General features: G+C 66.2%; 26 protein-coding genes. 24 read left to right on the forward strand and 2 right to left on the reverse strand.

What is annotated here, in order from left to right:
• The first annotated feature begins 156 nt into the window (after positions 1 to 156).
• The 11 genes from HAV22_RS08225 (at position 157) to HAV22_RS08275 (ending at position 9676) form a co-directional block, all read left to right on the forward strand.
• Complete coding sequence (locus HAV22_RS08225; protein ID WP_166858378.1) at positions 157 to 1626, forward strand: flagellin N-terminal helical domain-containing protein; 1470 nt, start codon at positions 157 to 159, stop codon at positions 1624 to 1626.
• A gap of 88 nt (positions 1627 to 1714) precedes the next feature.
• Complete coding sequence (locus HAV22_RS08230; RefSeq protein WP_166858379.1) at positions 1715 to 2062, forward strand: flagellar protein FlaG; 348 nt, start codon at positions 1715 to 1717, stop codon at positions 2060 to 2062.
• Between the two features lie 183 nt (positions 2063 to 2245).
• Complete coding sequence (gene fliD, locus HAV22_RS08235; RefSeq protein ID WP_166858381.1) at positions 2246 to 4915, forward strand: flagellar filament capping protein FliD; 2670 nt, start codon at positions 2246 to 2248, stop codon at positions 4913 to 4915.
• Positions 4916 to 4944: 29 nt separating this feature from the next.
• Positions 4945 to 5400: a flagellar export chaperone FliS gene (gene fliS / locus HAV22_RS08240; RefSeq protein ID WP_166858383.1), complete on the forward strand. Its 456-nt coding sequence runs from the start codon at positions 4945 to 4947 to the stop codon at positions 5398 to 5400.
• The gene (locus HAV22_RS08245; RefSeq protein ID WP_229421144.1) at positions 5397 to 5738 is read left to right on the forward strand and encodes a flagellar protein FliT; all 342 of its coding nucleotides are present in this window, start codon (positions 5397 to 5399) and stop codon (positions 5736 to 5738) included. Before fliS ends, HAV22_RS08245 begins: the two co-directional genes overlap by 4 nt.
• Before the next feature lie 25 nt (positions 5739 to 5763).
• A complete protein-coding gene (fliK, locus tag HAV22_RS08250; protein WP_166858385.1) occupies positions 5764 to 6888 on the forward strand; it encodes a flagellar hook-length control protein FliK in 1125 nt (374 codons plus the stop codon).
• Positions 6875 to 7240, forward strand: a complete 366-nt coding sequence (locus HAV22_RS08255) for an EscU/YscU/HrcU family type III secretion system export apparatus switch protein (RefSeq protein WP_166858387.1) — start codon at positions 6875 to 6877, stop codon at positions 7238 to 7240. Before fliK ends, HAV22_RS08255 begins: the two co-directional genes overlap by 14 nt.
• Positions 7224 to 7982, forward strand: a complete 759-nt coding sequence (locus tag HAV22_RS08260; protein WP_166858389.1) for a flagellar brake protein — start codon at positions 7224 to 7226, stop codon at positions 7980 to 7982. The genes HAV22_RS08255 and HAV22_RS08260 overlap by 17 nt, the downstream gene beginning before the upstream one ends.
• 71 nt (positions 7983 to 8053) lie before the next feature.
• Positions 8054 to 8752 carry an RNA polymerase sigma factor gene (locus HAV22_RS08265; protein ID WP_166858391.1) on the forward strand — a complete coding sequence of 233 codons (699 nt, stop codon included), beginning with the start codon at positions 8054 to 8056 and terminating at the stop codon, positions 8750 to 8752.
• Positions 8753 to 8831: 79 nt separating this feature from the next.
• Positions 8832 to 9353, forward strand: coding sequence for a DUF4142 domain-containing protein (locus HAV22_RS08270; protein WP_166858393.1), 522 nt, complete (start codon positions 8832 to 8834; stop codon positions 9351 to 9353).
• On the forward strand, positions 9350 to 9676 hold the full coding sequence (locus tag HAV22_RS08275; RefSeq protein ID WP_166858395.1) for a plastocyanin/azurin family copper-binding protein: 327 nt from the start codon (positions 9350 to 9352) through the stop codon (positions 9674 to 9676). Before HAV22_RS08270 ends, HAV22_RS08275 begins: the two co-directional genes overlap by 4 nt.
• 240 nt (positions 9677 to 9916) lie before the next feature.
• Here the strand turns inward: HAV22_RS08275 and fliE are convergent, their stop codons facing one another.
• Complete coding sequence (fliE, locus tag HAV22_RS08280; RefSeq protein ID WP_166858397.1) at positions 9917 to 10309, reverse strand: flagellar hook-basal body complex protein FliE; 393 nt, start codon at positions 10307 to 10309, stop codon at positions 9917 to 9919.
• Positions 10310 to 10477: 168 nt separating this feature from the next.
• On the opposite strand from fliE, the gene fliF reads away from it, so the two are divergent.
• The 13 genes from fliF (at position 10478) to fliR (ending at position 22057) form a co-directional block, all read left to right on the forward strand.
• On the forward strand, positions 10478 to 12163 hold the full coding sequence (fliF, locus tag HAV22_RS08285) for a flagellar basal-body MS-ring/collar protein FliF (protein ID WP_166858399.1): 1686 nt from the start codon (positions 10478 to 10480) through the stop codon (positions 12161 to 12163).
• Positions 12163 to 13167 carry a flagellar motor switch protein FliG gene (gene fliG / locus HAV22_RS08290; protein ID WP_166858401.1) on the forward strand — a complete coding sequence of 335 codons (1005 nt, stop codon included), beginning with the start codon at positions 12163 to 12165 and terminating at the stop codon, positions 13165 to 13167. Before fliF ends, fliG begins: the two co-directional genes overlap by 1 nt.
• Complete coding sequence (fliH, locus tag HAV22_RS30795; protein WP_208296114.1) at positions 13167 to 13892, forward strand: flagellar assembly protein FliH; 726 nt, start codon at positions 13167 to 13169, stop codon at positions 13890 to 13892. The genes fliG and fliH overlap by 1 nt, the downstream gene beginning before the upstream one ends.
• Positions 13889 to 15286, forward strand: a complete 1398-nt coding sequence (gene fliI, locus HAV22_RS08295; RefSeq protein WP_208296115.1) for a flagellar protein export ATPase FliI — start codon at positions 13889 to 13891, stop codon at positions 15284 to 15286. Before fliH ends, fliI begins: the two co-directional genes overlap by 4 nt.
• Before the next feature lie 35 nt (positions 15287 to 15321).
• Entirely contained in the window at positions 15322 to 15762 is a 441-nt protein-coding gene (gene fliJ, locus HAV22_RS08300; protein ID WP_166858403.1) for a flagellar export protein FliJ, read from the forward strand.
• Positions 15763 to 15795: 33 nt separating this feature from the next.
• The gene (locus HAV22_RS08305) at positions 15796 to 17103 is read left to right on the forward strand and encodes a flagellar hook-length control protein FliK (RefSeq protein ID WP_166858405.1); all 1308 of its coding nucleotides are present in this window, start codon (positions 15796 to 15798) and stop codon (positions 17101 to 17103) included.
• Between the two features lie 145 nt (positions 17104 to 17248).
• Entirely contained in the window at positions 17249 to 17794 is a 546-nt protein-coding gene (gene fliL / locus HAV22_RS08310; protein ID WP_208296116.1) for a flagellar basal body-associated protein FliL, read from the forward strand.
• Between the two features lie 26 nt (positions 17795 to 17820).
• Positions 17821 to 18804 carry a flagellar motor switch protein FliM gene (fliM, locus tag HAV22_RS08315; protein WP_166858407.1) on the forward strand — a complete coding sequence of 328 codons (984 nt, stop codon included), beginning with the start codon at positions 17821 to 17823 and terminating at the stop codon, positions 18802 to 18804.
• Between the two features lie 56 nt (positions 18805 to 18860).
• Entirely contained in the window at positions 18861 to 19286 is a 426-nt protein-coding gene (gene fliN, locus HAV22_RS08320; protein WP_166858409.1) for a flagellar motor switch protein FliN, read from the forward strand.
• A complete protein-coding gene (gene fliO, locus HAV22_RS31125; RefSeq protein ID WP_229421145.1) occupies positions 19283 to 20200 on the forward strand; it encodes a flagellar biosynthetic protein FliO in 918 nt (305 codons plus the stop codon). The genes fliN and fliO overlap by 4 nt, the downstream gene beginning before the upstream one ends.
• Entirely contained in the window at positions 20200 to 20946 is a 747-nt protein-coding gene (gene fliP / locus HAV22_RS08330) for a flagellar type III secretion system pore protein FliP (protein WP_166858411.1), read from the forward strand. The genes fliO and fliP overlap by 1 nt, the downstream gene beginning before the upstream one ends.
• 12 nt (positions 20947 to 20958) lie before the next feature.
• Entirely contained in the window at positions 20959 to 21228 is a 270-nt protein-coding gene (gene fliQ / locus HAV22_RS08335) for a flagellar biosynthesis protein FliQ (protein ID WP_166858413.1), read from the forward strand.
• Between the two features lie 10 nt (positions 21229 to 21238).
• Complete coding sequence (gene fliR, locus HAV22_RS08340; RefSeq protein ID WP_166858415.1) at positions 21239 to 22057, forward strand: flagellar biosynthetic protein FliR; 819 nt, start codon at positions 21239 to 21241, stop codon at positions 22055 to 22057.
• 133 nt (positions 22058 to 22190) lie between these two features.
• Here the strand turns inward: fliR and flgL are convergent, their stop codons facing one another.
• Positions 22191 to 23420 (reverse strand): flagellar hook-associated protein FlgL, encoded by a 1230-nt coding sequence (flgL, locus tag HAV22_RS08345; RefSeq protein ID WP_166858417.1) that lies wholly within the window; start codon positions 23418 to 23420, stop codon positions 22191 to 22193.
• Between the last annotated feature and the right edge of the window lie 36 nt (positions 23421 to 23456).

The following is a 23456-nucleotide window of genomic DNA, read 5'->3' on the forward strand; positions in this document are numbered from 1 at the left end:
AAAAACAAAAAAAATCTCGCCAGGGCCTAAACTTTTTCCGTACGGCACCGTTACCTGAATCAACGACGGTTTGAATGTCACAGAACAGCGTGACAGACCAAAGTGAACGAGCGGCACGTCGCCGCACCCACGTAAGACCAAGTCTGGAGAGACACCATGTCCTCGGTAATCAATACTAATATCGCATCCCTGAACGCCCAACGCAACCTGATGACGTCGCAGACTTCGCTGCAGACCTCGATCCAGCGCCTGTCGTCGGGCCTGCGCATCAACAGCGCACGAGACGACGCCGCCGGCCTCGCGATTTCGGACCGCATGACGTCGCAGATCAACGGCATGACCCAGGCGACGCGCAACGCGAACGACGGCGTGTCGATGTCCCAGACGGCCGAAGGCGCGCTCTCGAGCTCGGGCGACATCCTGCAGCGTATCCGCCAGCTGGCCGTCCAGTCGTCGAACGCATCGAACACCTCGAGCGACCGCCAGGCCCTGCAGACCGAGGTGACGCAGCTGGGTTCGGAACTGAACCGCATCGCGTCGACCACCTCGTTCAACGGCCAGAACCTGCTGGACGGCACGATGGGCACCGCCACGTTCCAGGTCGGCGCGAACGCCGGCCAGACCATCCAGGCGTCCGGCGCCAATTTCCTGACCAACGTCTACGGCAATAACGAATTGCAGTCCGACCAAGTCGCCGTAGGCGCAGCCACCAAGGTCGTGGCGGCCAAGACGCTGACGATCAACGGCTCGGTCGGTACCGCCACCGTCACCACGGCGGCAACAGACACCGCCAAGACGATCACCGCCAATATCAACGCCGCCACCGGCAGCACCGGCGTCACGGCCACGGCAAACACGAACGCCAGCCTGTCGCTCGCCGCGAACAACAACTACCAGTTCACGCTGAAGTCGGACAACGCCACTGCCGTGACGATCTCGTTCTCGACCGGCGCAACCGTCGCCTCGGCAACGGACTTCGCCAGCGGCATCGCCGCGATCAACGCGCAGACGGCCAACACGGGCGTCATCGCCCAGTACGACCAAAAGAACAACTCCATCAAGCTGACCAATGCCAACGGCAACGACATCAGCTTGGCCAATACCAGCGCAGCAGGCAACACCACGTTCGGTGTCGACAGTTACAAGGCCGATGGCGTCACAACGTTGGGCACGGCCTTCGACATGAAAGCGGCCGCCGCGACGAGCGTCGTCAACGGCAACATCACCCTCGACTCGGCAACCAGTTTCTCGATGACCGATGCCGGCAGTGGCCTTGCCCTGTCCGCCCTCGGCACCGGCTCGAAGCTGCAGGCCGTCTCGACGATCGACATCACCAGTTACACCGGTGCGCAGACCGCGATCAAGATCGCCGACGCCGCCCTGGCGGCCGTCGACAAGCAGCGCGCCCAGTACGGCGCACTGGAAAACCGCTTCAGCAGCACGATCTCGAACCTGGCGAGCTCGAACGAGAACCTGTCGGCATCGCGCAGCCGCATCACCGATACCGACTTCGCTGCGGAAACCGCGAATATGACCCGTTCGCAGATCCTGCAACAGGCTGGTACCTCGATGCTGGCCCAGGCGAACTCGCTGCCGAACGGCGTCCTGTCGCTGCTGCGCGGCTAATCGTCAAGCCCGTAGCACTTCAATAGCTGTCGTGCAACGCCTCGGCCGGACATTGTTCCGGCCGGGGCTTTTTCTGTTAGGGATTCTCATGAACATCCAGCCCCTCGCTTCTCCGGTCGCCCCAAAACTCGACGACCGCACGGTTGCCGCGGCCGACGCCGTCGCCCCCACCAGGACGCAAACCGATCCGGCCACGAAGACCGCCGCGCCCACGCGCGAGGAAGTCGATACTGCCGTCAAGAAACTGAACGAGTCGCTGCCCGGCTCGTCGCAAATGCTGCAATTCTCCGTCGACCACGACAGCCACGAAATCGTCGTCAAGCTGATCGACCAGAACACCCAGGAAGTCGTGCGCCAGATCCCGTCGGTCGAGGCACTGCAGATCGCCAAGTCGATCGACAAGATGCAAGGCCTGCTGATCCACCAGAAGGCCTGAGCCCGGTCACGTAGTTTCCGCACACCCCGACGCTGCCTCGTCCAGGCCGGCGTAACGGGTCGCGCCATGCCGCGCCGCCCCTGTCCGCACGCTGCGGCAAAATTAGCGCATATTTCCTGCTCTCAAGTACGCATTGCTTCTGCCGATAATCACTTACATTAGTGGCTCAACAGGAGAATCGTGATGGGCATCAGTACTCCCGGCCTCGGGTCCGGTCTCGACGTCAGCGGCCTCGTCGGCAAGCTGATGGCGGCCGAGTCGATACCGCTGCAATCGTATGACACCAAGACCGGTGTGCTGCAGGGCCGGATCGCGTCCTATGGACAGCTGAGCGGCGCGATCGGCACCTTCCAGGGAGCGCTCGCGTCGCTGAGCAAGAGCTCGACTTTCCAGGCGCTGACCGCCACGCCGAGCAACAGCGACGTCCTGGGCGCCTCCGCCACGAGCACTGCGGTCCCCGGCAGTTACCAGGTCAACGTGCGCCAGCTAGCGCAGGCGCAGAGCCTGAACACGGCCGGCCAGGCCAGCACGACCGCCACCATCGGCACGGGCGCGGCGGCCACGATCAGTTTCCAGTTCGGCAGCGTCAGCGGCGGCAGCTTCGGCATCAAAGGCACGGCCATTCCGCTCACGACCACGACGGGCGGCATCGCGAAAGGCGCGCTCTCCATCAACGGCACGACGATCGCCACCGACGGCACGACCAAGAGCGGCCTCGACCTCGCGAATGCCATCAATTCGCAGACCAGCACGACGGGCGTCAGCGCCACCGTCGGCGCGACCACGACCTCCGCCACTCTATTCGGCAACGGCACCACGTCCAGCTTCGGCAACATCACGACGGGCGCCAGTAGCAGCTACGCGCTGACCGTCGGCGGCGTGCAGATCGCAGCCCAGGGCGCGGGCGTCGCCGCGGGCGCGGGCGTGACGGCGGCGTCGATCGATGCCACCCTGGCCGGCAACAACGCGACGACGCAGGCGCTAGCCGCAGCCGGCATCACCGTCAGCGGCACGGCCGCGGGCGGCAATCTGCAATTCACGGCGGCGAACGGCGCGAACATCAACGTCACCGAGGCCGTGACCGGCACCGTCACGGGCGGCCTAGGCAATAGCGGCACGGCCAATAGCGGCTCCAGCGCGACGGCGACGGCCACCGTCAGCCTCGTCTCGGCGGCGGGAAGCCCGATCATGGTGGGCGGTTCCAATCCCGCGGCGGCGGGCCTGACGGCCGGCACGGGCGGCAGCTATATCGGCGCCGGCTTCACGCTGGACGGCACGCAGCCGCTCGGCACCGTCAACATCGCCGCAGGCAGCACGACCCTCACGGGTCTCCGCGACGCGATCAACAATGCCAACGTCGGCGTGACCGCGAGCATCGTGTCGGACGGCAGCAACAGTCCCTACCACCTGGTGCTGACCTCGAGCAAGACCGGCGCCAACGCCAACATGAAGATCACGGTGAGCGGCGCCAACGGTGCCGCTGCCGACCCCGCGCTGGCCAACGTGCTGAACTACGACCCGTCCGGCGCACAGAACATGCAGCAGACGGCCGCCGCCCAGGATACGCTTTTGAGCGTCAACGGCATCGCAGTCCAGGGCCACGGCACCGACGTCAGCGGCGCGATCGACGGCGTCACCATCAGCGCAAAGCAGACGGGCACGTCGACGCTCAACGTCGCGCGCGACACCAAGTCGGTGACCGATGCGATCAACGGGTTCGTCAAGGCGTACAACTCGCTGAACACGACCATCGCGAACCTGACCAGCTATGACCCGACCTCGCAAAAGGCGGGCGCCCTGCAGGGCGACTTCACGGTGCGCAGCATCCGCAGCCAGCTGCGCGCCCAGCTCGATACGGCCGTGCAGGGACAGAATGGCATCACCACGCTCAGCCAGATCGGCGTCACTTTCCAGAAGGACGGTTCGCTGGCGGTCGACTCGAGCAAGCTGAATACGGCGATGACGAGCAATTTCAGCAGCATCGCCGGCCTGTTTGCCGCCGTCGGGCAAGCCACCGACAGCCTGGTCACGGTCGCGGACTCCTCGACCAAGACGCAGCCCGGCAACTACGCACTCAACATCACGCAAATGGCGACGCAGGCCACGCTCGCCAGCTCGGGCGTCCTGCCCGCGACGACGACGGTCGCGGCTAACACGACCTGGTCGGTCACGCTGAACCAGACCAATCCGGCGACGTCGAGCAAAGTGCAGAACATTTCGATTGCGGCGGGCACGTACAGTGCCAGCACCCTGGCCGCGCTGCTGAGCTCCTCGATTAACGGCAACGCTGGTTTCGCCGCGTCGGGCGACACCGTGGCCGCGTCGATCGATGCGACCGGCCATCTCGTGCTGTCGTCCACCAAATGGGGCAGCGGATCGAACCTGAGCGTGTCCAACGTGACCGGCACCACGGTCGCCAGCGTGTTCGGCACCGCTACGCCGACCACCGGCCTGGACGTGGCCGGCACCATCGGCGGCGTCCAGGCCATGGGCAACGGCCAGACCCTGACCGGCGCGGCCGGCTCGCCGACCGAAGGCCTGAAGTTGACCATCAACGGCGGCAATACCGGCGCGCGCGGCACCATCAATTTTTCGCAGGGCTATGCCGTCCAGCTGACGAGCCTGGCCGCGGGCTTCATCGGCACAAATGGCGTGATCACGTCCCGGACGAGCGGCCTGAACGATTCGATCAAGTCCCTCGCCGACCAGAAGGCATCTTTCCAGACCCATCTGGACGCGATGCAAAAAATGTACACCGCGCAATTCAACGCACTCGACATCCTGGTGGCGTCAATGCAGTCGACGCAGAGCTACCTGACCCAGCAGCTCGCGGCGATCGCCGCCAACAAATAGTCGTATCCAGATTAATTGGAGAGAATCATATGTTTGGAACCATGAAACGCGGCGTCAGCGCCTACGCCAATGTCGACCTCGAGACCGGCATTGCCTCCGCTTCCCCGCACAAACTGATCGTCATGCTGTACGACGGCGCGCTGGTCGCGCTGCGCACGGCCAAGACCAATATGGTCGCCGGCAATATTCCGACCAAGGGCGCTGCGATTTCGAAGGCTATCACGATCATCGACAACGGCCTGCGTGTCTCCCTCGACAAGGAAGCGGGCGGCACGATCGCCGAGAACCTCGACGCGCTGTACGATTACATGAGCCGCCGCCTGTTCGAGGCCAATCTGCGCAACGACGTCACGATCCTTGACGAAGTGCACGGCCTGCTGGCCGACCTGCGCGAAGCGTGGGCGGCGATCGGCGACAAGGTCCAGCACGCGCCTGCGGCGGCGACCGCGGCCATGCCGAAAACCCCGTCCCTGGTGGGTGCATGATGGGACGCGCAACGATGATGACGAATACGGAAATCGCGTCGCTGTACGAAGCGATGGTCGGCATCACCGACCAGATGCTCGCCGCCGCCACCGCCAGCGACTGGGACCGCCTGGTCCAGCTCGAGCACCAGTGCGCCGCGTGCGTGCGCCAGCTGAAGGACAGCGGCGACACGCCCCTGGCCGGCCAGGAACGCGTGCGCAAGGTGAACGCCATCCGCAAGATGCTCGATGCCGACCGCAAGATCCGCGACCTGACCCAGCCGTGGATGGTGAAGCTGCAAGCCATGATCAACAACAAGACCGTCGAACGCCGCGTCGCGCGCGCCTACGGCATCTGACGGGCGTTCCCGCCCTCACTAAACCATGCTGCCGCGCGATACCGTCTCGCTGACCCAGGTCGCGCCAGCCCGCCCCACCCTCCCCGTCGGCGACCCGCGCCAGCAAGCATTTACGCGCGCCCTCGCCGGCCTCGTCGGCCAATCGCTGCAAGCCGACGTGATGACGAAACTTCCCGACGGCAGCTTCGTCGTGCGTGTCAACGACATGGCCGCGCGCATGCCGCTGCCGCCGGGCGCCCAGCCCGGCACGCAGGTGCCGCTGACGCTCGTCGCGCTGACGCCGCGGCCCACGTTCCAGGTCCGCACGGACCAGGGTGGCGCCGCGTTCGCCGAAGCGGGGCCGCCGCTGCCGGAAGGCACCAGTCCGCAATCCGCCCCGCTCGCTTATCTGGAAGGCAAGGAGGCCGCCGCGCTCGCGCGCACGGCCGCCCTGCTGGCCGGCACGCGCAGCCTGGCGCGCTTGCCGTCCGGCGCCGCCGACGGCGCCAACGCCTCGATCAGCACCGCGGGCAAGGCGCTGGGCGACGTCATCGCCGCCGCCCAGAAGGCCGACACGCAGGCGAGCGCCGCCGTCGGCCGCACGCCGCTGCTGGCCGCGCCGTCCGGCGACGCGGGCGCCATCGCGCAGGCGCTGAAGGATGGCCTCGGCAAGAGCGGCCTGTTCTACGAATCGCACGTGGCCGAGTGGGCCGAGGGTACGCGCTCCCGCGCCGACCTGGCGGCCGAGCCGCAGGCGCGCGGCATGCCGCCGCCCACCGATCCGAACACGGCCCAGTTCATCAACCTGCAACTGAATGCCCACGAACAGGGCCGCGTCGCCTGGCAGGGCCAGCTGTGGCTGGACCGCGACATGCACTGGGACGTCGAACGGGACGCGCACAGCGGCCAGGAGGGCGACCAGGCCGACGGCACGACGTGGCGCAGCAGCCTGCGCCTGCGCTTCGGCGCGCTGGGCGACGTGGTGGCGCGCGTCGTGCTGTCCGGCGACCGGCTGCAGATCCGCCTCGACGCGCCCGACGCCGGCATCAAGGACTTGCTCGACGCGCACCGCGCGCGCCTCGCCCAGGCGCTGGACGCGGCCGGCACGCCGCTGGCCCAGCTCGCGATCCACGCGGCGCACGAGGACGGCGACGTCGATGGACAAGGATAAGTCCGCCCGGCGCCAGACCGCCGTCGCACTCGCGTACGGCGCGGGCGACCCGGCCCCGAAGGTCGTCGCCAAGGGCTCGGGCCTCGTCGCCGAACAGATCATCGGACGCGCGCAGGAGGCCGGCGTGTTCGTGCACGAATCGAAGGAACTCGTCGCGTTGCTGATGAACGTCGACCTGGACCGCCAGATTCCGCCTGCCCTGTACCGCGCCATTGCCGAACTGCTGGCGTGGCTCTATCATATTGAATCCGCGCAAGTTTCTGGGCAGACCCCACCGCCCGCACCGGACACCGCACGGCTCCTCCCCTCACAAGAAAGCACTCCGGTTGACACAGATGCAAGCAATCACTGACGCCGAATTAGAAGCCTGGCACGACTACGAGATCGAGTCGCCGCGGGAGATCGTGGCCCTGCTGCGCCAGCTCGCCGAAAAGAACCAGCTGGTCCGCATGCTGATCAAGGGCGAGGCCGACGTCTGCGTCACGTCGCTGCTGCACGTCGATCCGGACACGGACACCGTCATCGTCGACCGCTCCGTCAGCCCCGAACAGAACCAGCGCATCGTGGCGGCCGGCACGGTGCGGTGCGACACGTCGCTGGACAAGATCCGCATCGTGTTCGGCCTCGAGGGCCTGAGCGAAGTCGAGTACGACGGCGGCACCGCGCTGCGCGCCGCCATCCCGGCCAGCCTGATCCGCCTGCAGCGGCGCGAGTTCTACCGCATGCCGACGCCCGTGACGAACCCCGTGCGCGCGACGATTCCCCTGCCTGTCGACATGGGCGGCGCCGTCGCCGTGTTCCCGCTGGCCGACATCAGCTGCGGCGGCATCGCGATCTACGACAACAAGATGCAGCTCGGCACGACCATCGGCGAAACGTACGCCAACTGCCGCATCGACCTGCCGGAAATCGGGCCCGTGACGTGCTCGCTGCAAATCCGTAACTCGATCGACATGACGCTGCTGAACAACAAGACGAGCCGCCGCCTCGGCTGCCAGTTCGTCGACATTTCGCGCGGCAACCTCGCCGCCGTGCAGCGCTACATCACGAAGCTCGAACGCGAGCGCAACGCGCGGCTGGCCGGCCTCGCCTGACGTATCCTGGCGGCGGGAACGCGGGGCGCTCGTCCCGCATCCAATCGTCAGGCACACGACCAGGAGACGCCATGCATGCCGCCGCACCGAATCCCGCTTCCCTCGACGACGACGCGTTGCTGGGCCGCATCCGCGCCGGCGACCGCGACGCGTTTTCTCTTCTCATGCGACGCTACAACCGTCGGCTCTACCGCGTGGCGCGCAGCGTCCTGCGCGACGACGCGGAAGCCGAGGACGCCCTGCAGGACGCCTATCTGCAGGCCTACCGCGCCCTGCCCGCGTTCCGCGGCGAAGCCGCGCTGGGCACGTGGCTCACGCGCATCGTCGTCAATGCCGCGCTGATGCGCCAGCGCAAGACCGGGCGCCTGGCCGAAGTTATCGAACTGGCGGCGGATTACGGTGCCGAAGCGGCTGTACCGCATTCGCCCGACGACAGCCCAAGCGACGCCGAGCAGCCGGACCTGGCCGCCTTCCGCGGCCAGACGCGGCGCCTGATCGAGACGGGCATCGACAAGCTTCCCGCCGCCTTCCGTACCGTGTTCGTGCTGCGCGCCGTGGAAGAGCTGACCGTCGAGGAGACGGCGGACACGCTTGGCATTCCGGAGGCCACCGTACGCACCCGCTATTTCCGCGCACGCGCCATGCTGCGCGAGGCGCTCGCGCGCGAGATCGATTTCGCAATCGAGGACGCGTTCGGCTTCGACGGCGCGCGCTGCGACCGGATCGTGGACACCGTGCGGCGCCGGCTCGACGTGGAATGGGGTGTGTGACGAACGGCGGGAACGTGGACGCCATGACATGCATCCAATGGGTTGTTCCACCTTTTCCAACTCATTGAAGGATGCTGCCATGAACAAATCCATTTCCCTGCTGCTGTCGTCCGTATTCGCCCTGGGGCTTTCCGTCCCCGCGCACGCGGCGGGCCCGAACGACGCGCAGATCGCCGCCATCGTCGTCGCCGCCAACACGGTCGACATCGACGCCGGCAAACAGGCCGAGACGAAATCGAAGAACAAGGACGTGCGCGCGTTCGCCAAGCGCATGGTGGCCGACCACACGGGCGTCAACCAGCAGGCCACGGCACTCGTGCAAAAGCTGCACGTGACACCGGAGGACAACGATACGAGCAAGAGCCTCACGCAGGGCGGCGAGACGACGCGCACCCGGCTTGCGGGCCTGTCTGGCAAGGCATACGACAAGGCCTACGTCGACAACGAGGTGACGTATCATCAGACCGTGCTCGACGCCCTCGACAAGACCTTGATCCCGAACGCGTCGAATGCCGAGCTGAAGGCGCTGCTCGTCAAGGTGCGCCCGGCCTTCGTCGCGCACCTGGAGCACGCGAAGCACATCCAGGCCGAGCTCAAGTGAAACCGCTGCTCGCCGCCCTGTGCTGGCTGCCCGCCCTGGCGGGCGCGGCGGAGCACCACGTCGTCATCGACGGCATGCAGTTTTCGCCGCAGGTCGTCGAGGTCAAGCCGGGGGATACGATCGTCTGGGAAAACCACGACATGTTCGCGCACAACGTGACGGCGGCCGGCGCCAGGGTGAGTTCGGGCGAGCTGGCGCCCGGAACATCGTGGCGGTATAAGGTAGCGAAGGGCCCGTCGTTCGACTACCTGTGCACCTTGCACCCCGTGATGAAGGGGCGCGTAGAAATTGCCAGGCCAGCGCACCGCGTTCCGGCCCGCTAGAATTCGGGGTCAGAGCACGCTTTTCCGCAAATTCGGGGTCAGAGCAGCTATTTGAACAATTGCGCACTGCGGCGCGTAGACAAGGCAAGGACGACTGGCTGGCACCATGTCGTAGCCTATAAAACGTAGCGGCCGAACGATAGTGTCAATTTAATTCCGAGAGGCTCTTGTCCAACAATGTGCTCTGACCCCGAATTCTGACGACATTGTGCTCTGACCCCGAATTTACTGACCCCGAATTTACACTTGCATGTTCATGATGTCGTGATACGCGGACACGAGCTTGTTGCGCACCTGCACGGTGGCCTGGAAGCTGATGCTGGCCTTTTGCATTGCGATCATCGTATCGGACAGGCTCACGGAATCGTCGCCGGCGGCAAACTTCTTGCCCATGTCGTCGGCCTGGTTCTGGGCGTTGCTGACGTTTTGCAGCGCCCCCTTCAGCGCATCGGAGAAGCTGACCTTCGACGATGACTCGGCCGCATCCGGGCCCACCGGCTTGCCGATGCCGCCGATGCCACCCATGCCCAGCGCGTCCGCCGGCGACGCCGGCCCGGCCGGCTTCTGCGCCGCCGCCTTCAGCTGCGCCATCATCGCCTCGATCCGGCTGCTGTCGATGCCGCCGATATTCATGTCCGTTCTCCCAGGTGCTCGCAAACAATTCGATTCAGGCTGTCAGAATATCAGCGGCCTCACAACTGTTGCCCTCGAGCAGCGCCGTAAATAGGGTCTTATTCCGGGGTTTGGATGTTGCCCTACGGCTCGATAATGGCGTTCATAAACCCATTCCCTCCCCCAACCATGGCAACCACAGCGGAAGAACTCCTCGACAGCGACATCGCAACCCCGGCCGAAGAAAAGCCGAAGTTCTGGCAGACGACGATCGGCAAACGCGTCGTCATCGGCGGCGCCATCGCCGGCGTGGTGGCCGTCGTGGCCGCCTTGTGGCTGTGGACGTCGGCGCCGGAATACAAGGTGCTGTTCTCCAACTACACGGACAAGGACGGCGGCGCCATTACCGCGTCGCTCGACCAGATGGGGGTCAAGTACAAGTTTTCCGACAGCGGCAGCGCGATCCTCGTGCCGGCCGACCGCATCCACGACCTGCGCCTGAAGCTGGCGTCGCAAGGCCTGCCGCGCGCCGGCAACGTCGGCTTCGAACTGCTCGAGAACCAGAAGCTGGGCACGTCGCAATTCGTCGAGCAGGTCAACTACCAGCGCTCGCTGGAAGGCGAACTCGCCAATTCGATCCAGTCGCTGGCCGCCGTCGCGTCGGCACGTGTGCACCTGGCGCTGCCGAAGCCGTCCGTGTTCGTGCGCGAGCAACAAAAGCCGACGGCGTCCGTGCTGCTGAACCTGCAGCCGGGCCGCACGCTGGACCAGGCGCAAGTCAGCGCCATCGTGCACCTCGTCGCGTCGTCGATCCCGGAACTGCCGCCGTCGAACGTGACCGTCGTCGACCAGAACGGCACCCTGCTGTCGGATAACACGAACAAGAACGGCAAGCAGCTCGACCCGAACCAGCTGAAATACGTCGAGGCGCTGCAGCAGAACATCGTCAAGCAGGTCGAGTCGATCATCGCCCCGCTCGTCGGCCAGAACAATGTCCGCGCCGAAGCAACGGCCGACGTCGACTTCGCCCAGACCGACACCGCGGCCGAGCTGTACAAGCCGAACTCGCCGCCGGAGCCGCAGGCAATCCGCAGCCAGCAGACGTCCGAGCAGACCGGCCCCGGCAGCACGAACCCGTCCGGCATCCCGGGCGCCCTGTCGAACCAGCCGCCGGGCGTGGCGACCGCACCGATCGACGGCGGTGCCCAGCCGCAGGCCCAGGGCACGACGACGGGCCCGAGCCGCAAGGACTCCACGACGAATTACGAAGTCGACAAGACCGTCCGCTTCGAACAGAAGCCGATGGGCGGCATCAAGCGCCTGACGGTGGGCGTGGTCGTGAACTACCGCCGCACCGTCGACCCGAAGACGGGCAAGGTCGTCATCAAGCCGCTGTCGGCCGCCGAAGTCGCGCAGATCAACGAACTGGTCAAGCAGGCCATGGGCTACAGCCAGGCGCGCGGCGACACGCTGAACGTGACGAACGCCCCGTTCGACGGCGTCGACAAGCCGGACGAGCAGGCACCGGAATGGTGGAAGGACCCGGCCAACCTGCCACTGTTGAAGGACATCGCGCGCTACGTGTTCATCGCCCTCGTGCTCGCGTTCCTGTGGTTCCGCTTCGTGCGGCCGCTGCTGAAGCCGGCGATCAAGAAATTCGACGAAGCCGTGGCGATCCCGCCGGAACCGGAACCGGAAGTGCCGGAACCGGAACCGGAACCGGACCCGGACGAGGAAGCCCGCATCCAGCGTGAAGTGGAAGAACACCAGAAGGTCCAGGTCTACAAGAGCAACCTGGAAATGGCAAAAGACATGGCAAAGAACGATCCGCGCATCGTGGCCAACGTGATCAAGGAATGGCTGGGGACTGAGTAATGAGCGACAAGGACAAGGAAAGCACGACCAAGGCAGCCATCCTGATGCTGGCGCTGGGCGAGGCCGAGGCGGCCGAGGTGATGAAGTTCCTCGGCCCGCGCGAGGTCCTGAAGCTGGGCGCCGCAATGGCGCAGATGAAGGCCGTGCAGCATGAGGAAGTCCTCTCGGTGCTGGGCGAATTCCGCGAACGCGTCGACCTGCAGTCGACCGTCGGCCTCGATTCCGACGAGTACATCCGCCAGGTGCTGACGAAGGCCCTCGGCGACGACAAGGCGGCCGTGCTGCTGAACCGCATCCTGGGCGGCAAGGACGCCTCCGGCATCGAGAGCCTGAAGTGGATGGACTCGCCGTCCGTCGCGGAACTGATCCGCAACGAGCATCCGCAGATCATCGCCACGATCCTCGTGCACCTCGAACGCGACCAGGCGTGCGAAGTGCTGGCCCATTTCACGGACCGCCTGCGCAACGACGTCGTGCTGCGTATCGCCACGCTGGACGGCGTGCAGCCGGCCGCGCTGCGCGAACTGAACGACGTGCTGACCAAGCTGTTGTCGGGCAACGAGAACATCAAGAAATCGTCGCTGGGCGGCGTGCGCACGGCGGCCGAGATCTTGAACTTCATGAGCGGCGAGCAGGAAAGCTCCGTCATGGAAAACATCAAGAACTACGACAACGACATGGCGCAGAAGATCATGGACGAGATGTTTGTGTTCGACAACATCATCGACATCGACGACCGCGGCATCCAGTTGCTGTTGCGCGAAGTGCAGTCGGAAATGCTGATCATCGCGCTGAAAGGCGCGTCGCAGGACTTGCGCGATAAAATCTTCAAGAACATGTCGCAGCGTGCGGCGGAAATGATGCGCGAAGACCTGGAGTCGAAAGGTCCCGTGCGCTTGTCGGAAGTGGAAACCCAGCAGAAGCAGATCCTGCAGATCGTGCGGCGCCTCGCCGACGAAGGCCAGATCGTGCTGGGCGGCAAAGGTGAGGACTCGTTCGTCTGATGGCCATCTCGAAAGAATTCCAGACCGCGTATCAACGCTGGGAAATGACGTCGTTCGGCGACGAGCGTCCCAGCGTCCGGGCGCAGCGCGAAGCCGAAGCGGCCGCTGCCGCTGCCGCCGCGCGCGCGTACGAACCGCCGCCGCCCGTGGAACCCCTCGTGCAGCTGCCCACCGCGGCGGAGCTGGAAGCGATCCGCGCGGCCGCGCGCGAGGACGGCTATGCCGAGGGTCTCGAAGCGGGCCAGGCGCAAGGCCATGCGGCCGGCTACGCGGAAGGGCTGGCGCTCGGCCGTGCCGAGGCGGCCGAGGAACTCGAACACGTGCGCCAGCTGGCCGCGACGTTCGGCGACGCCGTCACGGCGGCCGACGACACCATCTCGAACGACGTATTGGAACTCGCGCTGCACCTGGCGCGCGGCATGGTGCGCACGGCGTTCGAAGTCAAACCCGACCTGATCATCCCCGTCGTGCGCGAAGCCGTGGACTACCTGCCGAACCTGCAACAGCCGGCCCTCCTGATGCTGCACCCGGAAGACGCGCTGATCGTGCAGAGCACCATCGGCCACGAGCTGGACAAGGGCGGCTGGCGCATCGTCGAGGACGAGAGCATCGCGCGCGGCGGCTGCCGCGTGGACACCGCGAGCAACCAGATCGATGCGCAGATCGCGTCGCGCTGGCAGCGCCTGACGCACGCGCTGGGCAAGAACATCGAGTGGCTCGAATGAAGGGCGCCGACGCGCACACCGCCCGCTGGCGGTCCTACCTGAAGGACTGCGGCAACGTGCTCGATTTCGTCGAGCCGATGCAGGTGTCGGGGCGCGTCACGCGTGTCGCGGGCCTCGTGATGGAGTGCGTGGGCCTGAAACTCGCCGTGGGCAGCGCGTGCACGATTCCCGTCGCGTCGGGCGCCCGCATCGAGGCGGAAGTCGTCGGCTTCGAAGGCGACAAGCTGTTCCTGATGCCGCAGTCGGACGTCGAAGGCGTCGTGCCCGGCTCGCGCGTGTTCCCCGTCGAAGCGAGCGTGCCGAAGCCCGGCTCCGTGCCGCATCCGCGCCGCCGGCCGATGGACCGCGCGCGCCACCTGCCCGTCGGCTGGGGCCTGCTGGGCCGCGTCGTCGACGGTGCCGGCCGCCCGCTGGACGGCAAGGGCCCCGTCGTCACTGACCAGATGGGCCCGCTCAACGCGCGCCCCATCAACCCGCTCGACCGCGCGCCGATCTCGGAAACGCTGGACGTCGGCGTGCGCGCCATCAACTCGATGCTAACGGTGGGCCGCGGCCAGCGTCTCGGCCTGTTCGCCGGCACGGGTGTCGGTAAATCGGTACTGCTCGGGATGATCGCGCGCTACACGACGGCGGACGTGATCGTCGTGGGCCTGATCGGCGAGCGGGGCCGCGAGGTGAAGGAATTCATCGAGCAGATCCTCGGCGAGGACGGCTTGGCGCGCTCGGCCGTCGTGGCCGCGCCGGCCGACGCGCCGCCGCTGATGCGCCTGCAAGGTGCCGCCTACGCCACCGCCATCGCCGAGCACTTCCGCGACGAGGGCAAGAACGTCCTCCTGATCATGGATTCGCTCACGCGCTACGCGATGGCCCAGCGCGAGATCGCGCTGGCCATCGGCGAACCGCCGGCGACGAAAGGCTATCCGCCGTCCGTGTTCGCCAAGCTGCCCGTGCTCGTCGAACGCGCGGGCAACGGCCAGGCGGGCGGCGGCTCGATCACGGCGTTCTATACCGTGCTGTCGGAAGGCGACGACCAGCAGGACCCGATCGCCGACGCGGCGCGCGGTATCCTCGACGGCCACATCGTGCTGAACCGCAAACTGGCCGAGGCGGGCCACTACCCCGCCATCGACATCGAACAATCGATCTCGCGCGCGATGCACGGCATCACGTCGCGCGAACACCAGCAGGCCGCGCGCACGTTGAAGCAGCTGTATTCGCGCTACGAGCGCTCGCGCGACCTGATCAGCGTGGGCGCCTATGCGCCGGGCACGGACCCCGTGCTGGACAAGGCCATCGCGCTGCACGAGCGGATCGAAGCGTTCCTGTGCCAGGAAATCCATGACAACGTCGGCATGCTGCAGAGCTTGGGGGAATTGACCTCGCTGTTCGGCTGATTGGCCGGAGCGCTCATCGGTATACTTGACGTACCATGGCCAACGCATCCGCACTCGAGACCCTGATCGACCTCGCCCAGCGCGAGTCCGACGCCTGCGCGAAACGCCTCGGCGTCGCGCTGAAGGCCGTCGACGATGGCGAGCAGAAGCTGCAGATGCTGCTGGGCTACCGTGACGACTACGCGAACCGGCTCGACGCGGCGCAGATGGCGGGGATCACGCCGTTCGCGTACCAGAATTTCGTCGCCTTCCTGGGCAAGCTGGAACAGGCGATCGACGGCCAGCGCGAAGTGCTGAAGCACGCACGTGCGAAAGCCGACATGGAAAAGAAGGCATGGCAGGAAAGCGAGCGCAAGCGCCTGTCGTACCGCACCTTGAACGAGCGCGCGGCCGCGGAAGCGCTGGCGCTGGAAAGCAAGCGCGACCAGAAGATGATGGACGACCACGCAGCACGGACGGCGCGCTACAAGCGCTGACGGCAGCCCCACCCAACCGAAGCGACGAACGACATGACCACGACTTCCCCACTCCAGCTCAACACGGCCGGCGGCATCACGCCCCGCTCGAGCAACCCGGTCAACAGCAGCAACGGCAACGGCGGCAGCCAGTTCAGCGCCATGCTGTCCGGCGAGCTGGAACGCAGCGGCACCGCGTTCGCGCTCGCCTCGATGCCGGCCCCGGCGCCCGCACCGGCGCCCGCACCGGCGCCCGCTCCGGCCCAGAACGCCGCCAAGCCGGCCGATGCCGACACGCCCGCCAAGCACGACGCCGCGCCGCAACCGACCGCCAAGCCGGCCGAGAGCAAGGCCGAGTCGAGCGACGCCAAGGACACGACGGCCGACAAGGCCGACGACAAGAAGGACGACGAGTCCACCGCAAAATCGGGCGACCCGGCCAGCGCCATGCTCGCGCTGATGGCCAGCCTGCACAAGCCCGTCGCGGACGCGGGCAAGACGACGCCGGGCCAGGCCTTCGACGCGCTCGCCGGCAAGGGCAAGCGCACGGACGCCGGCCAGCTGGCCGCGCTGCAGGCCGCGATGAAGTCGGTGTCGAAAGAGACCGGCGCGGACGCCGCCGACGGGAAGACCTTCTCGGCCGCATCGATCAAGAACCCGGCCCTCGCGGCCGCCGGCGCCGACCTCGGCGCGGACAAGGCGTCGGCCACGGCCGACCTGCGCGCCGCGCTGGGCAACGCCAAGGCCGACGCGACACCGCAGGTGGACGCCACCGACTTCACCGTGCAGCAGGCGCGCGACGCCGCGCTGCTCGCGCAGAAGGAACAAGCCCAGGTGGCCGTCGCGGCCGCCCAGCTGCAGCCGGCCGTGCTGGAAGCCGCGCAGGCTGCTGCTGCCGGCGAGGAATTGACGGCGCACGTGGGTACGGATGCGTGGAACGACCAGGTCGGCCAGAAGGTCGTCTACATGCTCGGCGCCGAAGACCAGACCGCGTCGCTCACGTTGAACCCGCCGGACCTGGGTCCGTTGCAGGTCGTGCTGTCCGTGTCGAACGGCCAGGCCGACGTGACGTTCTCGTCGAACCAGCTGGAAGTGCGCCAGGCGCTGGAAAACGCCCTGCCCCGCCTCCAGGAAATGATGGGCGAGAGCGGCATCGCGCTGGGCAATGCCACCGTCAACGCGGGCATGTCGAACGGCGGCCAGGCGCAGCAGGAGCAGGCGGCGGCATCGAGCGGCTTCGGCCGCGGCGGCCACAACGGCCGCGGCAACGAGGCGGGCATGGTGACGGGCGAAGCCACCGTGCGCCCGGCCACGCGCGCGGCCGCGATCGGCGACCGCGGCATGGTCGACACGTTCGCATAACCACCGAAATACAGCATCGACAACACATCCGTCAAGAAACAAGGAGATACCCCGGGTTCCTCCTTCTTTTCGACCGTTGCCGCTGCTCACTTTTTCCCGATAATGACATAATGACGGGACGATCCAACAGCGGGACCGAAGACTCTTGAAAGCAAATCCAAAAATCAAAGCCGATCCGAAAGCGGATGCGGCACCCGTGGCCGCCAGCGGCAAAGGCAAGCTGTTCATCATGATCGGCGCGGCCGTGCTCGTGCTGGCACTGGGCGGCGGCGCCGGCTGGTACTTCATGCACAAGGGCGCCGACGACAGCGCGGCGGCCGACCCGGCCAAGAAAGAACACGCGAGCGACAAGAAAACGAAGAAGAAGAACGACGCCAAGCCCGAGTACATCGCGGTGGAGCCGTTCACGGTCAACCTGCAGCCGGAGCACGGCGACCAGTACCTGCAGGTCGCGTTCACGCTGCAGGTGAACAGCCCGGAACAGGTCGAGCTCATCAAGGCCAACATGGCGAAGGTGCGCAGCCGCGTGCTGCTGCTGTTGTCGGGCAAGAAGGCGTCCGAGATCAGCACCGTGGAAGGCAAGCAGCAACTGGCCGGCGAGATCCTGGCCGCAGTCAACGCGCCGTTCGAAGAGCACGGCGACGAACAGGAAGTAGCCGACGTCCTGTTCACGTCATTCATCATTCAGTAAAGCAGAAGTCATTACGGTAGAGCAGCATGGCCGATAATTTTCTCTCACAGGAAGAAGTCGATGCCCTCCTAAAAGGGGTCAACGGCGATCAGGACGACATTGCGGCGCCTGAAGACACCTCGGGAGTCCGCACGTATAACCTGGCAACGCAGGAGCGGATCGTCCGCGGCCGCATGCCGACGCTCGAGATCATCAACGAGCGTTTCGCCAGGTATCTGCGGGTCGGCCTGTTCAACTTCCTGCGCCGTTCCGCCGAGGTGTCGGTGGGGTCCGTGCGCGTGTCGAAGTACAGCGAGTTCATCCGTAACCTCGTCGTGCCGACGAACCTGAACCTGATCCACATGAAGCCGCTGCGCGGCACGGCGCTGATGGTGTTCGACCCGGGCCTCGTGTTCCTGCTGGTGGACAACCTGTTCGGCGGCGACGGCCGCTTCCACACGCGCGTGGAAGGCCGCGACTTCACGCAGACGGAGCAACGCATCATCATGCGCATCCTCGACATCGTGTTCGAGGCGTACGCCAAGTCGTGGGAACCCGTGTATCCGGTCGAATTCGAGTACATCCGCTCGGAGATGAACACGCAGTTCGCGAACATCGCCACCCCGAACGAAGTCGTGGTATCGTGCACTTTCACAGTCGAACTGGGTTCGGTGTCGGGCCAGATCCACTTCTGCATGCCCTATTCGATGATCGAGCCGATCCGCGACACGATGACGTCGAGCCTCCAGGGCGAAGCGCTGGAAGTCGACAAGCGCTGGATCCGCCTGCTGACGCAGCAGATCCAGGTGGCGGAAGTGGAACTGGTGGCCGTGCTGGGTCACGGCAAGGCGAATTTCGACGAAATCTTGAACATGAAGGTCGGCGACGTGATCCCGATCTCGGTCCCGGAAACGCTCCAGGCCACCGTCGACGGCGTGCCAGTGATGGACTGCAGCTATGGCGTGTATAACGGACAATATGCGCTCAAGGTCGAAAACCTGCTGGCCAACAGCGAAACCTTCAACAAATAACACGTCATGCGAAGCGCCGGGGTCCGACCGCGGCACAGGCAACACAGGAGAGAATCATGTCTGACACTCAAGACGACCAAAGCAGCCTCGACGACGATTGGGGTGCCGCGATTGCCGAGCAGGCCGCCGCGGAAGCCGCTGCGCTGGCCAGCCAGCAGCAGACGGCCTCGGCCGCAGTGTTCAAGGACTTCTCGAACAAGGGCCCCCGTCCGGAAACGCCGAACGATATCGACTTCATCCTCGACATTCCCGTCCAGCTGACGGTGGAACTGGGCCGCACGAAGATCGCCATCAAGAACCTGCTGCAACTCGCGCAGGGTTCCGTGGTCGAACTGGATGGCCTGGCCGGCGAACCGATGGACGTGCTCGTCAACGGCTGCCTGATCGCCCAGGGCGAGGTCGTGGTCGTGAACGACAAGTTCGGTATCCGCCTTACCGACATCATCACCCCGTCGGAGCGCATCCGCAAACTCAACAAATGACGGCCCGCCTGCTGACCATCCTGACCCTGGCCCTGCCGCTGACGGCCTGCGCGGCCCAGCCGGGGTCCGGACAGGCGCCGGCGGCGGCTCCGGCTGCCGCGACGGCAGCGGAACAGAGCGTGCGCGCAGCCGCGCCGGCTGCGCCGGTGCCGGCCGCCGTGCAGGCCGATAGCGCGCGGCAGGACACCGCGCAGCACCGCGCCGAAGCGGGCGTCAAGGAGGTCGGCAACGGCGTGACCACGCCCGCCGCATCCAACACGCGACGGGCTGTCGCACCGGTGACATCGGCCCGCGGCAGCGCTGCAGCCGGCACGTCCGCTACCGGCACGTCCGCTACCGGCACCGCAACAACTCCCGCCTCCGCCGGCGGCACCTCCGTAAGCGGCACCTCCGTAAGCGGCACCTCCGCAAGCGGCACCTCCGCAACCACAACACCCGCGAACGACACCGCAACCGCAGCGCCCGGCGCGACGACACCGGCCGCCCCGGACGTCGCCGCCCCCCGCCCGACTGCTCCTGCCGCAACGGTCCCGCCCGTGACGATGCCGGCCGGCTCGTCCACGGGCAGCCTGCTGCAGACGCTGTTCGCGCTGATCCTGGTGCTCGCGGTGCTGGGCGCCCTCGCCTGGTTCCTCAAGCGCTACGGGCCCAAGGTCGGCGGCGGCAACGCGAACGTGCGCGTCGTCGGCTCGCTGAACCTGGGCGGGCGCGAGCGCATCGTCGTGGTCGAGGTGGGCAATGAATGGATCGTGGTCGGCGCATCACCCGGCCGCATCAACGCGCTGGCGACCATGCCGCGCCAGGACGCGCAACATGGCGACCACGGCGGCACGAACGCCGCGCTGGCGCCGCACTCACCAGCGGCGCACAGCTTCGCCGACTGGCTCAAACAGACGATCGACAAACGCAAGTGATGCAAAAAAATAAGCGACTCCTGCTGGCGGCAGGCCTGCTGGCCCTGCCGCTGGCGGCGGCGGTAGCGGCACCCGCGATCCCCGCGTTCACGACGAGCGCCGCACCGGGCGGCGGCACCGCGTATTCGCTGCCGGTGCAGACGCTGCTCCTGATGACGGCGCTGACCTTCATCCCGGCCGCCCTCCTAATGATGACGAGTTTTACGCGCATCATCATCGTGCTCTCCTTGCTGCGCCAGGCGCTCGGCACGCAGACGGCGCCGCCGAACCAGGTGATGGTCGGCCTCGCGCTGTTCCTCACGCTGTTCGTGATGGGGCCGACATTCGACCGCATCTACACGGAAGCGTACGTGCCGCTGCAGGAAAACCGCATCCAGATGGGCGAGGCGATGGACAAGGCCGCGGCGCCGCTGAAAGGCTTCATGCTGAAGCAGACGCGCCAGTCCGACCTCGCGCTGTTCGTCAAGATCTCGCGCACGCCCGCGCTGCAAGGCCCGGAAGACGTGCCGTTGCGCGTGCTGATCCCCGCCTTCATCACGAGCGAGCTGAAGACGGCGTTCCAGATCGGCTTCGCCATCTTCATCCCGTTCCTCATCATCGACATGGTCGTCGCGTCCGTGCTGATGTCGATGGGTATGATGATGATGTCGCCGGCCGTGATCTCGCTGCCGTTCAAGCTGATGCTGTTCGTGCTCGTCGACGGCTGGCAGTTGCTGCTGGGCTCCCTGTCCCAGAGCTTTTACTAGAAAGGGCGAACGATGACTCCGGAAAGCGTCCTCGCGATGGGCCGCACGGCGATGGAAGTCACGCTGATGGTGTCGGCGCCGCTGCTGCTCGTCGCGCTCGTCATCGGCCTCGTCGTCAGCATCTTCCAGGCGGCCACGCAGATCAACGAACAGACCCTGTCGTTCATCCCCAAGCTGGTCGGCGTCTTCGTCGCGCTCGTGCTCGCGGGGCCGTGGATGCTCTCGGTCATGACGGACTACATGCGCAACGTGTTCAGCGGCATTCCGCAGATGATCGGTTGACGCCGGCGCGATGATCTCGTTCACCACGACCCAGCTGTATGCGTGGATCGGCGGCCTGTTGTGGCCGCTGACGCGCATCCTCGGGCTCGTCGCGGCGGCGCCCGTATTCGGCAACACGGCCGTGCCCATCCTCATCAAGACGACGCTCGGCGTGCTGCTGGCGGCCATCGTCGCACCGACCCTCCCCGCCGTGCCGGCCGTCGATCCGACGTCGTGGGCGGGCATCCTCATCGTCGCGCAGGAACTGCTGATCGGCATGGCGATGGGCTTCGCGATGCGCCTCGTGTTCGCCGCCATCGAGTTCGCCGGCGAGGTCGCCAGCACGACGATGGGCTTTTCGTTCGCCACGTTCTTCGATCCCACGTCGGCCGGGCGCTCGTCGGCCATCAGCCAGTTCCTCGCCCTCGTCGCGACGATGGCCTTCCTCGCCATGAACGCCCACCTCGTGCTGATCGAGGCGCTGGTGGAAAGCTTTTTCACGTTGCCGATCTCGGCGTCGCCGATGTCGGTGACGGCGCCGCTGGAAATGGTTCGCTGGGGCAGCCGCGTGTTCTCGGCCGGCATGCAGATCGCGATGCCGATGGTGGCCGCCATGCTCATCGCCAACATCGCACTTGCGATCCTGACGCGCGCGGCGCCGCAGCTGAACCTGTTCGGCATCGGCTTCCCGATCACGCTGGGCGCCGGCTTCCTCGTCATCAGCCTGACGATTCCCTATCTCGGCACGCCGTTGCAGACCCTGTTCAACCAGGGCATCGAGGCGGGGCGCAAGATTCCGCGTGTCGGTGGGCAGCGGCCGCCCCAGCCGCCACCGGCAGCGCCGCGTTGACGCATGCGTTTGGTGGGCGGAGGCCGCCCACCCTACGATTGACCGTGGCCGTAGGGTGGGCTCCCCGTGCCCACCAACATCGAAATCTCGGTAGCCGTAGGGTGGGCTCCCCGAGCCCACGCGTTGCGTCTGCTTACGAGATGTAGTTGAAGAGGGACAGCCCCGACATCGTCTTGAACGACACCTGCGCCGCCTGCAGCGTCTGCTGCTGCTGGGTGAACAACGAAATCGCCTTCACCATGTCCAGGTCCTGCAGGCCGCTCAGCGTGGTCTGGTACTGGAGGTTCAAGTCCTCGCCCGAGCTGTCCAGGTAGTCCACTTCCTTCAGGCGCGCGCCCACGGACGCCTGCACGGTCAGCACATTGTCCAGTGAGTTCTTCATGTTCTGGCCGGCCATGCTCAGGCTGTTGGCCAGCGCGGCCTTGCCGGTCGAGCCGTCGGCCGGGCTGCGCAGCGTCTTGATCAGGTCCGTGACCGTCGTGAACACCGATTGCTTCTGGCTGGGCTGGACGCTGAAACTATCGCCGTTGGCTGGATCGCCCTTGACGTCGAGCGCGATCCCGTCGAAGGAAATCGACGCGCCCGCCGTGTACGGCTGGTTGCTCAGCACGGCGCTGGCCGGCGACGTCGAATTGTCCGTCACGGTGTAGGTCGTCGCGGCGGGCGAACCCGTCACGCTGAAGGCGATCGAATAATCGTGGCCCGTCAGCTTCGTGCGGTCCGACACGGCGCCCGGCGAGATGATGCCCGAGCCGGTGTTGGCGGCCGCCGGCTGCGCGACGAACGTACCGTTGCCGGTGGCGTTCGCTTCGAAGATCGCGCTGCCGCTCTCGCTGATGGGCATCTTGCGCGCCGAGCCCACCTGCAAGGTGCGCTGGCCCTGGTCGCCCTGGTAGGCGGCGCCCGTCGGCGTTTGCGTGAACGGCTGCGTGGTCGTCTGGTAGCCGGAGAACAGATACGTGCCGGAACCGTCGGTCGTATTCGCGAGGCCGATCAGGTCGGTGAGGCGCCCTTCCAGCTCGGTGGCCAGCGCTTCGCGATCGCTCTGCGAATAGCCGCCGTTGCCGGCCGTGACGATCAGCGACTGGATGTCCTGGATCTGGCCCGTGACGTCCTGCAGCGTCTTGTCGACCATCGACAGCGACGCTTTCGCATTCGCGCGGTTGGTGCCGAACTGCGTGTTCATCGACTGCGACTGCGTCAGTTCCAGCGCCTTCGCCGAAGCGATGGGGTCGTCGGCCGCCGACAGCATGCGCTTGTTCGTCGACAGCTGCATCTGCGTCTTGGCCATCTGGCCCTGCAGCGTGTTGAGCTGCGAGGTGCCGGCCTGGAAAATCGCGTTGGTGCTGATACGTAATGTCATGGCGTCGTTCCGCGTGCGCTGGTGGTTGCCCGGTTA

The sequence above is a fragment of the Telluria antibiotica genome, from assembly GCF_011682055.1.
Lineage (GTDB): Bacteria > Pseudomonadota > Gammaproteobacteria > Burkholderiales > Burkholderiaceae_D > Telluria > Telluria antibiotica.